This window comes from Bacteroides caecigallinarum, assembly GCF_021531075.1.
In the GTDB taxonomy this organism is placed as follows: Bacteria; Bacteroidota; Bacteroidia; order Bacteroidales; family Bacteroidaceae; genus Phocaeicola; species Phocaeicola caecigallinarum_B.
The window spans coordinates 1-15,464 of sequence record NZ_JADYTJ010000044.1; the positions used below are offsets into that span (position 1 = coordinate 1).

Below are 15,464 nucleotides of genomic sequence, written 5' to 3' on the forward strand. Positions count from 1 at the left end.
AAATGATTATGAGCCGATTTAATTTTATGAGAATTAAATTTAGAATTATCTGAGCTGTATGCGGTGAAAGTCGCACGTACAGTTCTTAATGGGGAAAGCGGCAGCAATGCCGCCGACCTACATAACATAATAACATGGAAGACAAAGGAAAAATACTTATTATAGACGACAATGAAGATGTGCTGTTTGCATTAAATCTCCTGCTGGAGCCATATATGGAAAAGATTAAAGTAACTACCCAGCCCTCGAGGATAAAGCACTTCATGGAGACTTTCAGTCCGGACGTGATACTTCTGGACATGAATTTCTGTCGCGACGCAATAAGCGGTAATGAGGGATTTGAATATCTGGAACAAATATTGAGTATTGACCCCAAGGCTATAGTGGTGTTCATGACGGCATACGCAGACACCGAAAAGGCTGTAAGGGCTATAAAGGCTGGTGCAACCGACTTTATCTCAAAACCCTGGGAAAAGGAGAAACTGCTTGCCACACTGTCGTCTGCCATAAAACTTAGCAAATCTAACAAAGAAATCAACAGATTGCGCGAACAGGTATCGGCTATGGGAAACGAATCGCCGATATCGGATTTCATAGGAGAATCTCCGGCCGTAAGAAAGCTGAAGGATACTATATACAGACTGTCAGAAACTGACGCCAACATATTGATTTTAGGCGAGAACGGTACTGGTAAGGACATGGTGGCACGTATGGTGAAGAGTCTTTCGCCACGTGCAGGAGAAAGTTTTATCACCATAGACCTGGGAAGTATACCCGAACAGTTGTTCGAGAGTGAGCTTTTCGGATATGAGAAAGGTGCATTTACAGATGCAAGGAAATCGAAACCGGGAAGAATGGAGATGGCATCGGGAGGTACACTGTTTCTTGATGAGATAGGAAACCTGTCATTGCCTATGCAGGCAAAACTGCTGACTGCATTGGAGAAAAGATATATCACAAGGCTAGGAGGAGTGGAACATACACCGATAGACATACGTCTGATATCTGCCACCAACTCAAACCTTCAAGCTATGATAGACGAAGGGAAGTTCCGCCAGGACCTCCTCTACCGCATAAATACCATAGAACTGCACATACCGCCACTCAGGGAAAGAGGAAACGACATAATCCTGCTGGCAGAACATTTCCTGAAAATGTACAACAGGAAGTACAGAAAAGAAATCTCCAGCATCAACAGGGATACAAAAAACAAACTCATGAAGTATTCATGGCCGGGAAATGTGAGAGAACTTCAGCACGTAATAGAAAGGGCTGTGATATTGAGCGACAACAGTTCGTTGCGTACAGACGACTTTATTTTCGCACACAACGCCAAAGAACAGAAAAGCCTGCCTGACGAGGAACTGAACCTAGAGGCTTTGGAAAGGAAAGCTATAGAAAAGGCCATAAAGGTGACAAACGGCAATTACACTATGGCAGCCGAACTATTAGGTATAAGCAGATTCGCACTTTACAGAAAAATAGACAAACTACAACTTTAATTCATCAGGTATGGGAAGATTCAATATCTACATATTGACAAATACATTAGCGCTGTTTCTGTGTATGGCAGGAACGGTTTACTGTATGCATACTAAACTCGTTTTCTCCTGTCTGCTTTGTTCTGTTTTATGTCTGCTCGTAATAATAAACATATACCGGCTGCAAAACAAACAGACAAAGATGATAAGGAAAGCTATAGAATGTCTGAAATCGAAAGACACAAGCAGTATAATAACTCCTCCTTTCAAGGACAGGGAGATATCCGAACTGGCAGAAACCCTAACATTCATCATAAAGGACCTGAAAAACTCTGCTATGGAAGACGAGACGAAATTCCAGTACTACAAAAATCTGATGAACAGTGTAGATACAGCCGTAATCTCTACATATAACGACGGAAGAATTATATGGATGAACAAATCGGCAAAGAGTATATTGGGTCCGGAAGTATTCAAACTGCCGGAAGATATTCAGAATGCACTGAACAATAAGGAAAAGATAGTACACAGAAAGAAGCAGGAATCAACCCTTGATTTATCAGTTTCATGTACAAGGATTTCTGTTCACGGACGGGAACAATTCATCGTGAGCATGAGCAATATCCATTCTGCATTGGAAAAGAACGAGATGGAGGCATGGCAAAAACTCATCAGGGTACTGACGCATGAGATTATGAATTCCATCACCCCTATCATATCATTGTCGGACACTTTGCAAGAAAGAAGCGCTGAATTCCCGACAAACGAAAGCACCCAGAGAAACATTTCCCAGGGACTGGGAATAATAAACCGCCGCTGCAAGGGCCTGATGGAGTTTGTAGACAACTACAGAAAACTTACACGAATATCAGCACCCGTAAAAAGCGAAATAAAAGTTTACGACTTTTTCAAGGACATCGAAGGACTTACAGCCACAGACTATATACATTTTACTCTGGAAGATAATGATATAACCCTATCAGCCGACAGGGTGCAAATGGAACAGGTGTTCCTGAACATCATTAAGAATGCCATTGAGGCATGTAGAAAAACAGAAAAACCTCAGATAGAAGTTTCAGCCGTATATCACAAAAACGATTCTATAAAATTCACCATATCGGACAACGGAGAGGGTATTATGCCTGAAGTGAAGGAAAGAATCTTCGTCCCGTTCTTCACCACCAAGCCCAACGGTTCTGGTATAGGTTTGAGCCTTTGCAAACAGATTATAACCCTTCACGACGGATTTATAGACGTAGAATCAAAAGTCGGTTGCGGAACAGTATTTACGATTATAATGGGAAAATCATGACTCCTTTCCGTCTGCTACATCAGACAATATCTCGCTTTGAGCAAGGTATTCAGGTTTCTCGGCATAAATGTACATTACACTTCCACCCTTTATTGCATCAATAATAGGCTTTGAAATCTTTTGAGGAAGCGCAGGACATCCAAGACTCCTGCCCAAACGTCCACCACCTTTTATCACTGAAGGATTGGCATACGATGCGCCATGAACCACTATGGCACGTTCCTTTGCCTTATCGTTTATTCCCTTTTCCAGTCCATTAAGGATAAGCGAATATCCGTTACCACCGTTGTAAGTAGTTTCGGTGAGATAAAATCCTAATGAGCTTTTGTAAGAGCCGTATTCGTTTGAAAATGATGTGGCATAATTTTCGCCGCTGTTTCTGCCATGCGATACAAGAGAGTTGAAAAGCATTTTGCGGCCCTTCATGTCGAATACATAGAGACGCTTCTCTGTAGATGGTTTGGAGAAATCTATAAGGGTAAGAATGTCGCGATGACGGTTTTCTATTTTCCTGTATCCCTCTACCGCCTGTCTAAAAGCCTTATAATTTACAATTCCTTCAAGCTGCATTGACGCATAAAGGTTGGCACACTCATCAACTTCGGAAGGAGAATGTACAAGCATACCACTGGCAGAAGACGGTGCCATAGCAGGAATTATAAAGCCGGAACAAACAAGAAATATAGATATCAATATATTGCGCATTACCAAATAATCATGAAAATTCGATTGCAAAGATAATGCTTTATATTAACATCTCTGAAAATCAGTTAGTTAAAAAACTCAATGAAATGTTATATCGGAAATTATTCAATGACCACAACCAGACTTTCCTGTACAGGAGCCCAATCGTAAACGAATTTGGCATGCGAGGTAGCATTACGGACACACATATGGGAACGTGGAGTGGTACCCAAACTCCAACTATATTCTATCATCTTTGTGGCTGGAACATTTACAGGTACTCCATGAATATATGCTCCGTTTGTGAAACGGCTTGCATACGGCGCATATCCGCCAACAGCACTCGAACCATCCTTCAGAAAAATCATCTTCTGCTTCCTTTCCTGAACAAGATACATTCCAAGAGGTGTTTCCTGGGCATATGGAGGAAGATGACGGCCTGTTGTTGCAGGATTAATACTACGAACCTTCCATTCAGTCTTGGCCACTCTCTCAAGTGTAGTTATATTCTGGTCTCCACGGTCAACAAAAATCACATGATGGAAGTTTGTAGAATCGGGAAGCATCTTTACATATCTCTCAGGAACATACCATTCATCATCAAACGTGGCAGGACGTATATGGATATATCCACCCGTTTTTCCAAGAACCGAGGCAAGAGAGCCGTCACGACCGTAACGCTCGGGAGTTACAGTATCCGACAATAAATACAGTGGAACAGACTGATACCTTTCCACACCAAGAGTATCAGAAACACGCGTATATTCATTTCTGACAAACCTTCTTACCAATGGAGCCTCACCATTTCTGTTTCTATAGTTCTGAATCACGCACCATTTTCCGGATTCAGGTTCCATATTCTCGACGTATGCCAGGCACTTCTTTATGACATCCCATTTTATGGAACGCACGGTGTCCTTGTACGGATAAACATCCTCAAGGGTATATTTATCGAATAAAAGTTCTTTGGTGATTTTAATGTCTTCTGCCGTTACTGGCTTTTCTTGAAACAAATCTGTTATAGTGATACTTTCAAGCAATTCCTCTACTTCTTCCAAAGGAACAAGACTTCCATCTTTTCTCATCTCACACCCCGAAACAAGAAAGACAAGAAGTAAAGAAATCACAAATGCTTTCATAGTTCAATTATTATCGTTCAATTACAAAGGTAGCATTTTATAATTAATTCACAATAGCTAATCCAAAATTCTGATAATTATACAATATTAAATCTCAATATATCCTAATTACCAATTAGATATTGACGGATTTATACTTGCAAAATTATAATATCATTTCATTTAAAGTTCTTCATCGTCTTCAATAAAACGCAGTGTTTCCACTTTCTCCAGACGTGATCTCAATTTAGGCATCGATGATTTCCTGATTCTCAACGTCATCAGACAGTCCATGTCATACGACTGCTCAAGTATCTCCGGTTCCTCTTCCTTTACAATCTTCATTACATCGTTCATAAAAGGATATTCAAAAGCAAAAGACACATCCTCATCAACTGTTTTTTCTATCACCACAGCTTCCTCAAGAACCTGAGCAGCAGCAGTCTTATATGCAACAATAAGCCCACTCGTACCCAACTTTATTCCCCCGAAATATCTCACCACAATAACAAGTATGTCAGTAAGTCCGAAAGAGTTTATCTGACCGAGTATAGGACGTCCTGCAGTACCGGAAGGTTCACCATTGTCATTGGCACGGAAATCCTTTCTTTCTGCCCCAAGCATATAGGCATAACACACGTGGCGGGCATCATAATATTTCTTCTGATACTCCTCAAGATATGCCTTTATCTCTCTAAGTGTACGTACCGGAAGAGCTATAGCTATGAATTTGCTTCGCTTTTCTGTGTAAATTGATTCGGAAATCCCCTCTATGGTCTTATATGTATCTTCCTGCTGCATTTTATGACATTTTGAATGATAATGCAAAGGTAGTTATTTAATGTTTACAAACAAAAAGCCCGGCCATTTCAAAATGACCAGGCTCGTTAAAAGCAATCAGACAAAGCTATTTATTAACACAGATATTAGCAGTTTCCCATTTATGTGTATCAGAACATTTAATATTCAAGACTTGATTTCCTACCTGCATACGGAAATCACCTTTCTCAAGTATCCATTTTCCGTCAGCACCTACAAAAGCAAGATCACTTCCTTTGATAGTCAATGTTACAGTTTTGGTCTCACCCGGCTGTAATTCCACTTTCTTGAATGCGCGCAGCCTGCGGTTCTCTGGTGTGAGCGATGCTACCAAATCGCTGCTGAACAGCATTACAACTTCCTTGCCTGCAACTTTACCGGTATTGGTAACGTCTATAGTAAATTCGAGTTTGTCGTCCACTGTAAATGTATCCTTATTTACACTCAGGTTTTTGTAATCGAAAGTAGTATAACTCAATCCGTAGCCGAACGGCCATTGAACAGAAATCACCGCATCGTAATCATATGCCCCCTCCATCTTGTCCATTTCCTCGCTTACACGATAATCGTACGTTGTAAGTTCTGCCTGGTTTCTTGGATATGTATATGGCATCTTGGCACTTGGATTAACATCGCCGGCAAGTATATTTGCCAATGCATCACCACCATAATTACCAGGTAACAAGATGTTTACTATACCGTCCGCCAAAGGTTCGATATCACTGATAATACGTGGACGACCGCCATTTATTACAAGAACCATAGGTTTGCCCGTCGTAGCAAGAGCTTTAACTAGGTTACGCTGGTTTTCCGAAATTGCAAGGTCAGACAGATTTCCCGGAGTCTCGCAATATGAATTCTCACCGATACATGCAATGATGACATCGACGTTCTTAGCAGCAATTACAGCCTTTTCTATTTCAGGAGCATTTTCTTCATAATATGCACCTTCGGCTACGTATGTAACTCCCTGTTCAAGAGTTACCATATCTGCACCGAACTTGTTGCTTACAGCTTCGTAAATAGTGTTGTACTTACCTGCAAAACGGTCGGCAAGATGTCCTTGCCACGTATAGCTCCATCCACCGTTAAGGCATCTCATGGAATTTGCATTAGGACCTGTTACAAGAATTTTCTTACCTTTTGCCAATGGTAATATGTTGTTCTTATTTTTCAACAATACTTCCGATTCTTCGGCCGCTTTAAGTGCGATTGCGGCATGTTCATTGCTGCCGAATTTAGGATAGTCCTTATAGTCGGTGTTAGGTTTTTCAAAAAGTCCCAAACGGTATTTCAGACGAAGGATACGGCGTACGGCATCATCAATACGACTCATCGGCACCTTTCCTTCTTCAACCAATTCCTTCAGCAATGTACAGAAATCAAGGTCGTAAGGTTCCATAGCCATATCTATACCGGCATTGATGGCGATTTCTATGGCCTCCTTTTTATTAGCTGCAATCCTCTCACGGGTATATAGATTATTGATATCAGCCCAGTCTGTAACCAACATTCCGTCCCATTCTAAATCTTCTTTCAACCATTCTGTGAGCAACTGCCTGTTTGCATGCACAGGGACACCGTTGATTGAAGCACTGTTCACCATTATTGTCAAAGCACCGGTTTCTACGCAAGCCTTAAACGGAGCAAAGCACTTCTCTCTCAAATCAGATTCTGATATATAAGCCGGAGTACGGTCTTTACCTGTACGCGACATGCTGTAACCGAGGTAGTGCTTGACAGAAGCTGCCACACGGTCTTTGGAAACATGGTTAGGGTCATCTCCCTGGAAACCACGGACAGCCTCGCTACCCATTATGGCATTAACAAGGCAGTCTTCACCATAGTTTTCCCAAACGCGCGACCAACGTGGATCTCTAGCCATATCCACAGTAGGCGAATAAGTCCAAGGACAGTTGCTTGCACGCGTTTCGTAGGCAGTAACAACAGCTGACTCGTATGTAAGTTCAGGATTAAAAGACGCGCCAAGATTTATATTCTGTGGGAAAAGTGTTCCGTCGAGAGTATAAGTCGTACCATGATTCTGGTCAAGACCATAAATACAAGGAATACCTATCTCCTTCATTGATACTTCCTGTATATAGCCTATAATTTCTTTCCACTTCTCACGGCTTTGTGCAACCGGCCCGGGAGCATTCAATACAGAACCCACCTTATACTTCCCTATTGCATTCTTTACTTTTTCCTTATCCAACTTAAACTCGCCGTCCACCACATTACCAAGGACATCGACTGAAAGTTCCGTCATCTGTCCGACCTTCTCGTCCAAAGTCATTCGTGACAATGTAGCCTCAACCTTTTTCTCAATATTTGCATCTTTCGTCAAACCTACAGGAGTTGCCGCCTGAACGAGGCAGGCAGCATTTCCTATTATGGACGAAACTAAAAGTAATCTTTTAAAATTCATATTTATCAATTATGTTTCTTGATCAGTAATTAATATTCTTCTGTTACTTTAACAATATTTACTCCATGACCTACCACTATAAACCCACCCTCAGCTGATAATTTGTCAATTATTTCTTGGGTTATAATTATTTCAAGAAAACCTTCTTCATTGACATCAACTTCATAATATCCAGGAAGATCATTCCAATGCGATGTTTTGGCTCCCAATTTATGATAATCATCTTCAGCTTTAAGCGAATAATAAACTTTCAGTTTGGTACCAATAGGAAGATTTTGAATTTCAGTCTGTACTGCAGTAAACGTCTTATTTGGGTTACCATCCTCTAAAGTCCATGAAAGATAATGTTCTCCACTCCACATTTCAGTTACAACTACCCCTCGTACCAATATTTTAATATTCTCCAAATCACCTTCTTGTGTCTTGAATTTTACGTTCCTTCCGTTTTCATCTTTACCGCTCAATATATATTCCCTGTAATCCTCCAAATCAGGACATTGGCAAGTTATTGATTCAAACGATTTTTCTATAATTACTATATTCTGCCCATCCAGACTTAATGTAGAAATCAAATCAAGATTTTGTCCTGTCAGTTTGAACGAATTACCTGGAGTTAATTTTCGTGGTAATGTAGTAACAACAACTGAAGCTTCAATCTGTACATCTATTTCTTCTACTAAATTTTCTTCCACAAGGAATTTCAGACTTTCACCGTCTTTAGTTTTTCCTGACAGTTTATATACTCCATCATCAAGATTTGGACACGTGAATATCAAAGTATTTGAAGTTTGTCTAATAAACGTATTTATAGTTTCACCTCCTATAGTTAACGAAGCTATTTGATTCAGATTCATACCAGTCAAGGTACGTTCCGTATTAGGCCTGTTATTTCCAGACAAGGCTTTAACCAAAGCTCCCTGCGTAACTTCTATTGTATTTGCTCCAAATTCATTACCTTCCGCATCTATCAGCGTAACACGATATGTTCCTGCTGCGATATTGCCAGGAAGTGAAAAAGAGACTGATGTACTTAATGAAGTAATATCAGATTCAGGTATTTCTATTACAGAACTTTCCGAATCACTCTTGCTCTCCGCCACATTGATTCGTTGCAGTGTTATTTTCTTTACCTTGTCAAGGTTGGTTCCACTGATAGTGGCATACCCGCCTGCAGACACCAAACGTTCAGAAACTTTTTCTTCACTTTGAGGGTCCTCTCCCAATGGCTTTATTTTTATCAGAGTTTCACGGCTCGTAGATTTACCTGAAGGAGTTGAAACCACTACTTTAAGATTATATATACCTGTATTAAGATTCATTTCAAGTGTTTTCTCCGTTCCCACTTCTATACCATCCAAGTACCATACAACAGATGTATAGTCTGCCGGAGTTGTAGTGACAGTTATTGATAACAATTTATCCCTGTCAAGTTCCATAAAAGTTTTCATATTCCCATTTTTTTCCAATTCCGGGAAAGTAGGCGCAATTATACGTGGCTCGTCATCTGCGGTCGCAGTAGAGAAAGGTTCTTCCTCATTGCATGCAGTAAAAGACATACCTGCACCTATCAATGCCAATAATATCCAATATATCTTTTTCATATATATACGAATTTAAAATGTTTAATGTATCAGATTTTTATTCTTTATCCCACCATACAGGTATGTTCCAGCTGTTTGTTCCACCCATACGGTCCAAAGCTTCCTTATAACCTTCTTTATTGTATGAAGATTCAAGTATAGGATAACATAGACGCACAGGAATGTCGTATCCACCTGTAAGTTTGTCGGCAGCATAACCATATTCAGCCGGAGATTTCAGCTTCGGATATCCCGAGCGGCGGACATTTGCCCAACATTCTGAAGGATTATGGAAATGTAAAATCCATGCCTGGGTATTGATAGCTTCTTTCTTACCTTCAACAGAAAGAGAATATATAGAACGATTGATAATATATGCATTTATATCATCTTCTTTAATATCACAACCATAGTTATCGTTAAGAAATGCCATAGCTGCCCTAACGCCTTTTTCATAATGCTGTTCTACAGTTTCACCTACGTTCCAACCTTTCAGTTTGGCCTCAGCCAACAGGAATTCAACTTCCGCATAAGTCATTACGACACCTGGATTATCTGATTTCAGAAAATTTTGAGCCAATTTCGGACGGGTTGGATCCTGCAACCATGGATTAGAATAATTTGCATTATCCGGGTACCTGTTCTTTAAGCCTTCGATAATTGAACTCCAATATCCATCGTCAGGCCATGGCTCATACCAGAATTCGCCAGGCTGACATGGATCGAAAGTGGCATTTGAGAATAACATTTCATCAGTCAGGTCAATACGGTTATCAGGTTTTGACTGAGTCAGGCCTTTGTCGAAATAGCAACGTGACAGGACAAAAGTACGTGGGTCATTATTATTATTCAATTCATCGAACAAAGTTGAGCAGATGTAGGTCTGGTTGTTGGCGGGATCGTTACCAAAGAACAGTTGTGACAAAGCATTGCGTCTGTAGTCGGTATAAGCTTCCTGGCCAAAGTTGAACGTAAGATTCATATATTCTATCAACGCATCGTCATCTGCACTTGTCATATAGCCGGCCGGATCGTTATATGCTTTTTCAAACTCTTCCTTTGCCTTATCAGGCGCTACATCGGATATACGCATAGCATAACGCATTCTCAATGAATTGCCGAGCTTTTTCCATTTATATACATCACCGTTGAATATGACATCTCCCGTAATTTCGTCTTTAAATTCATCCAAAGCCGCTACGGCGTTTGTCAGTTCAGTGAAGAAGCTGTTGTATATTTCTTCCTGTGTGTCATAACGAGGGCTTGTAATACCGCTAATCCAGCCTTTCGCAGCTTCCGAGTATGGTGCGTCGCCATATGTATCTGTTATGATAGACATCAGATATACCTTATAAATTATTGCGGCGGAATGTATGTTAACGAGGTTTTCATCACCTTTTGTCTGTGTTTCCACATCTACCAGATTCTTTATGCCGGCAGTATATAGATTTGTCCAGAAACGGTTCATCTCGTTATTGTCAACCTTATGCTGACCTCCGTAATTGGTCGTGTTCCAGCATCCCATAAGTTGCTGTGTGAATGCGTATATATAGCTTCTATATATTTCAATCATTCCAAGGTCACCGTATGTCTGGAGTTCGGCCAAGGTCAACTGTGAGTTGGGGTCAATTTTCTCAGCTTTCGACGGATCGGTATTCATGTCGTCCATGTACTCATCGCTGCAAGCTGTAAAAGCAAGTGCAAGTGTCATGCACATTGCTGTTATTATATATGATTTGTAACGTTTCATTGTGTATTTCTTTTTGATTTACGATTAATTAGAATTTCACGTTTACATTGAATCCGTAGCTTTTGCGTGATGGCAAAGAACCGTATTCCATACCCATACCTGTAGTATTGTTATAGTTTGAATCAGGGTCGATATTAGGAATATTTTTCCAAACAATAAACGGATTACGTGCTACGAAAGACACTGTCAATCCCTGCACCTTATTCTTCAACCATGATTTAGGTAATGAATAGCTCAATGTGATTTCACGGCATTTGATATATGAGTTGTCATAAACGAACATTGACGGAGCGTAACGGCTGATATTCATCCAGTAATCTTCCGGATTTACATAAATATCATTAGGGCGGTATGTTCCGTCTCCATTGTCTATTACACCAGGAGCAATGAATCCGCCTGTCGGCTTCCAGTTTGCCTCGCTTATGCCAAGAGCCTTACGCTGTTCCTCTGATTTATACCATTCTTCACGTCCTTCCAATGTTTCCAAAGCTTTACCTGACTCGTATGCGGCACGGGCAGACATTGAATACAAATCGGCGCCAACCTTGATGTCGAACACAGCGGCAAGGGAAACATTCTTGTATGTGAAGTTCGTTATTACACCACCTGTCCAATCCCATGAAGCGTTACCCAAAATATGATTGCTATTGTCGTATTGTGGCAAACCGGTGCTTGGATCAATCAAGATATCACCATTTTCATTGCGTTTGAAATCAGGACCAATGATAGAACCAAAATTTTCTCCTACTACAGCTGCAATCTGGACATCCTGCCATGTAGCCTTTTCCAATTCGAACAAATCGATACCGTCAACCAATTCCTTTACCTTGTTATTGTTCTTGGAGAAATTGAGGTTCAAATCCCAAGAGAAGTCTTTAGTCTGTACCGGACGTGTATTCAATGCTATTTCAATACCGTTGTTCTGAATCTCACCGGCGTTAATCAAACGGTAAGTATAACCGGAGGTCCATGAACTTGCCATAGCCATAATCTGGTTCTTACTTGTCTGGTTATAATATGTGAAATCCAATCCGATACGGTTATTTAGGAATTTCAACTCCAAACCCATTTCATAAGAGTTTGTCCTTGTAGGCTTAAGATCCGGATTAGGAATCGTAGTGTTGCTTATTGAAGATATAGAGTATCCCGGATAAGTGAATCTTGATTTCGTATATACCAATCCCAACTGGTATGGGTCGGTATCACTACCAACCTGTGCCCATGACACACGGAGTTTTCCGTATGGGAGCAGATTGTGGTTCTTAATTAATTCGGAGAACACGAAACTACCTGAAAATGAAGGATAGATATAAGTGTTGTTGCTCAATGGCAATGTTGAAGAACGGTCGCCGCGTAATGTGGCGTCAAGATACACCAGATGTTTCCAACCTACATTGACAGCACCGTAAATAGAGTTTATCTGTTTTCTGTAGAAGTTCTGTTCAACACTTGTCTCATTGAAACTCATCAACGCCACGACATCACGCACTTTCATATCTTGGGCCGTATTGATAGTTGTTTCATTGTTCACTTTATAAAGGTTGGCTCCCAAAGTAGCGTTGAAATCGAAATCTCCCCAAGTGTTGTTATACAAAGCCAACATCTCAAAGTTATACATACGGTTTCTGAAATTGCTTATCTGTAATCTGCCGGCTTCAAAACCAGGAGTTGTAGGAGCCTTGAAATCCTCAAACTTGAACCAGTTGAATTCAGCACCCACCGTACCCTGAAGCTTGAAATGGTCTGTTACATTCCATATTGCCTTACCATTGAAACGGAACTGGTCTTTATCCGATTGGTTTGAGTTCTTGTAAACATCCCAATAAGGATTTACATTATACGGGTCCAAACCATTCCAGTTAGAATATTCGCCGTTAGCATCCTGATATGTCTTCAACCATTCTTGGTCGTATGTAGTGGCAAGTGTCATCAGGTTTTTACCTACGTTTCCTTTGCTGTCACCAAGTGCAGGACGGTTCTTTACAGATTCACGTGTGTAATTTGTACTGAAATCCAAATCAACTTTTCCCATACTAGTGTTTGCACGCAAGTTGAATATATTTCGGCTCATATTCGTGTTAGGAACAATATCTTTATTACGCATGTCGGTATATGTAAAGCGTACTCCAGATTTTCCATGACTAGAACTTAATGTTAATGTATTTGTTGCAGTCAGACCTGTACGGAAGAAGCCCGACACATTATCTGGAATAATCAAATACGGACGCGAAACGCCGTCAAAATAATCAAGCATATTTGAGCCATCGGCTTTTGGTCCCCAACTCTTGTTTGTATTGGCAACTGCATTTATACTGTAAGTACCATCGCTACCCATACCATATACCTGCTGAACCTCATTCCATTTAGCCAGCTGTGTTTCAAATGTCATTGTACCGTTATATTCAACACTCATGCGTTCGCCATCCTTACCACTTGCTTTCTTTGTAGTGATAAGAATAACTCCATGACTGGCACGGCTACCATACAATGCTGAAGCTGCAGGGCCTTTAAGGACTGACATATTCTCTATATCATCAGGGTTAATACTTGAAATTCCGTCACCCAAGTCATATCCTCCTTCTGTACCTGCACTACCATAGTTGGTATTATCCAAAGGTACACCATCGATTACATATAAAGGCTGGTTGTTTCCTGTCATTTCCGTGTTACCACGCAAGAGTACACGAGTAGAGCCGGAAGGTCCGCCTGCTGTCTGACTGACTACCAAACCTGGAACACGACCCGCCATTGAATTTATCACATTAGTCTCCTTAGCTTTTGTCAAAGCCTCTCCCTTTACCTCATCAACACCATAACCAAGGGCTTTACGTTCACGCTTGATACCCAATGCAGTAACAACGACTTCACTCAGTACCTTACTGTCTTCCTCAAGGGTTATGTCCAACGGCGAATTACCAACTTTAACTTCCTTTGTCTTATAACCGACATAACTGATAACCAATGTCGCTCCGGGCTGTACGTTCAGGACAAAGTTTCCATCCATATCGGTAATAGTTCCGTTAGTGGTACCTTTTTCAACAATAGAAGCACCTATAATAACTCCCATCGCATCTTTTACATTACCTGATACCTGTCGGCTTTGTTGCATTACTGAAAGATTCGCTTCAGCAACTCCAGCATACAATTGCGGCATTCCTCCCAAAAGGGAAAGAGACAATGTACCGCAATACAATGTGTACTTGTAGTTTAATCTCTTCATAAGTTTTTTAAGTAATAGTATTAAGATTAATTATATATTTTGACCCAGTCAACAAACATCTGGGCACTTTCTCCATCCTTCAAGGCTGTTATTTGTGCAGGCTCTGTAATACCGGGAAAATCTCCTCCCACTGCCAAATTGAATATGAAATAGAATTTATCATTGAAATACTCAAACTGCTCGCTACCGGCTCCTATATAAAACTTTTTAATCAAGATATCATCCACCTTTACAATCAGTTCATTCTCGTTCCACTCTAAGGAATATATGTGATATTTGCCATCCTGAAGACTGTTTTCCACATTCATAGTCTGAAAAATCTGCTTATGGCCTTCTACATCAGGACCATAATGAATGGCTGTATTTATATATGTTTCCGATGTATTTGTAGCTATACCTTCTTTTTCTCCCATCTCCATAATATCAATTTCACCACAGGCAGGCCATTCTTTGTCGTTGTCGCCCATCATCCAAAATGCAGGCCATAATCCGTTAGCTGTTTTAGGGAGTTTTATACTTGCTTCTACTTTACCATATTGAAAACTTTTTTTGCCTTTGCTGTTTATACGGCCAGAATAAAATTTATCTCCATTTCTCTTGGCCGTCAAAACAAGAACTGTCTTGTCACCGTCCATATCTATACTAACACCATCTTCGGTATATTCCTGAAGTTCATTGTTCACCCAACCGGTTTCATGCGTTTCCTTAGTCCAGACTAAATTATTAAACTCATTGAAATCCTCAGTAAATACCAGATTCCATTGTTTTGAAGGTTCTTCTTCATCTCCTGGTTGCTCATCAGGCTGTTCTGTTTCTTCCTCCTGTCCCTCATTATCATCTTTGATTTCCTCTTCCGTATTATCCGGTTTTACCGGTTCATCATTCTTTGAACACGATTGCAGACTTACTCCAAAGAAGAGTAATAGAAATAAAATTGCTGTTTTCATTACTGATAGTTTTATTGGTTAAACATTATGTATTTTCACTTTCTCTTTTACAGTTAACTAAAGATCACATTCAGCTTCTAAGCTGTCGGCAAAATTGGGTATAATCCTGTTTTTCAGGGTTTGAA

Annotated in this window: 10 protein-coding genes; 2 read left to right on the forward strand and 8 right to left on the reverse strand. The window is 40.4% G+C overall.

Going from position 1 to position 15,464, the window contains the following annotated elements:
• Positions 1-134 precede the first annotated feature (134 nt).
• Positions 135-1,502: a sigma-54-dependent transcriptional regulator gene (locus I6E11_RS11375; RefSeq protein ID WP_235338121.1), complete on the forward strand. Its 1,368-nt coding sequence runs from the start codon at positions 135-137 to the stop codon at positions 1,500-1,502.
• Between the two features lie 10 nt (positions 1,503-1,512).
• Positions 1,513-2,793, forward strand: coding sequence for a sensor histidine kinase (locus I6E11_RS11380; RefSeq protein WP_235338122.1), 1,281 nt, complete (start codon positions 1,513-1,515; stop codon positions 2,791-2,793).
• On the opposite strand, the gene I6E11_RS11385 is transcribed toward I6E11_RS11380, so the two are convergent.
• The 8 genes from I6E11_RS11385 to I6E11_RS11420 form a co-directional block, all read right to left on the reverse strand.
• Positions 2,788-3,441, reverse strand: coding sequence for a murein L,D-transpeptidase catalytic domain family protein (locus tag I6E11_RS11385; protein WP_235338123.1), 654 nt, complete (start codon positions 3,439-3,441; stop codon positions 2,788-2,790). The two genes, I6E11_RS11380 and I6E11_RS11385, sit on opposite strands and share 6 nt — an antisense overlap.
• 158 nt (positions 3,442-3,599) lie before the next feature.
• Positions 3,600-4,616, reverse strand: a complete 1,017-nt coding sequence (locus I6E11_RS11390; RefSeq protein ID WP_235338124.1) for a L,D-transpeptidase — start codon at positions 4,614-4,616, stop codon at positions 3,600-3,602.
• 162 nt (positions 4,617-4,778) lie between these two features.
• A complete protein-coding gene (locus I6E11_RS11395) occupies positions 4,779-5,396 on the reverse strand; it encodes an IMPACT family protein (protein WP_235338125.1) in 618 nt (205 codons plus the stop codon).
• A gap of 106 nt (positions 5,397-5,502) precedes the next feature.
• Positions 5,503-7,842 (reverse strand): glycoside hydrolase family 3 N-terminal domain-containing protein, encoded by a 2,340-nt coding sequence (locus I6E11_RS11400; RefSeq protein ID WP_235338126.1) that lies wholly within the window; start codon positions 7,840-7,842, stop codon positions 5,503-5,505.
• A 29-nt stretch (positions 7,843-7,871) separates the two neighbouring features.
• Positions 7,872-9,443, reverse strand: a complete 1,572-nt coding sequence (locus tag I6E11_RS11405; RefSeq protein ID WP_235338127.1) for a hypothetical protein — start codon at positions 9,441-9,443, stop codon at positions 7,872-7,874.
• 37 nt (positions 9,444-9,480) lie between these two features.
• On the reverse strand, positions 9,481-11,172 hold the full coding sequence (locus I6E11_RS11410) for a SusD/RagB family nutrient-binding outer membrane lipoprotein (protein WP_235338128.1): 1,692 nt from the start codon (positions 11,170-11,172) through the stop codon (positions 9,481-9,483).
• Positions 11,173-11,200: 28 nt separating this feature from the next.
• Positions 11,201-14,392 (reverse strand): SusC/RagA family TonB-linked outer membrane protein, encoded by a 3,192-nt coding sequence (locus I6E11_RS11415; protein WP_235338129.1) that lies wholly within the window; start codon positions 14,390-14,392, stop codon positions 11,201-11,203.
• 26 nt (positions 14,393-14,418) lie between these two features.
• Complete coding sequence (locus I6E11_RS11420) at positions 14,419-15,339, reverse strand: glycoside hydrolase family 16 protein (RefSeq protein WP_235338130.1); 921 nt, start codon at positions 15,337-15,339, stop codon at positions 14,419-14,421.
• Positions 15,340-15,464: the final 125 nt, after the last annotated feature.

What these genes read in the sequence shown, in the direction of transcription:
- I6E11_RS11400 (WP_235338126.1), bottom strand. Translation starts at nt 7,842, where the DNA reads ATGAATTTTAAAAGATTACTTTTAGTTTCGTCCATAATAGGAAATGCT.
- I6E11_RS11385 (WP_235338123.1), bottom strand. Translation starts at nt 3,441, where the DNA reads ATGGCACCGTCTTCTGCCAGTGGTATGCTTGTACATTCTCCTTCCGAA.
- I6E11_RS11415 (WP_235338129.1), bottom strand. Translation starts at nt 14,392, where the DNA reads ATGAAGAGATTAAACTACAAGTACACATTGTATTGCGGTACATTGTCT.
- I6E11_RS11405 (WP_235338127.1), bottom strand. Translation starts at nt 9,443, where the DNA reads ATGAAAAAGATATATTGGATATTATTGGCATTGATAGGTGCAGGTATG.
- I6E11_RS11375 (WP_235338121.1), top strand. Translation starts at nt 135, where the DNA reads ATGGAAGACAAAGGAAAAATACTTATTATAGACGACAATGAAGATGTG.
- I6E11_RS11390 (WP_235338124.1), bottom strand. Translation starts at nt 4,616, where the DNA reads ATGAAAGCATTTGTGATTTCTTTACTTCTTGTCTTTCTTGTTTCGGGG.
- I6E11_RS11420 (WP_235338130.1), bottom strand. Translation starts at nt 15,339, where the DNA reads ATGAAAACAGCAATTTTATTTCTATTACTCTTCTTTGGAGTAAGTCTG.
- I6E11_RS11380 (WP_235338122.1), top strand. Translation starts at nt 1,513, where the DNA reads ATGGGAAGATTCAATATCTACATATTGACAAATACATTAGCGCTGTTT.
- I6E11_RS11410 (WP_235338128.1), bottom strand. Translation starts at nt 11,172, where the DNA reads ATGAAACGTTACAAATCATATATAATAACAGCAATGTGCATGACACTT.
- I6E11_RS11395 (WP_235338125.1), bottom strand. Translation starts at nt 5,396, where the DNA reads ATGCAGCAGGAAGATACATATAAGACCATAGAGGGGATTTCCGAATCA.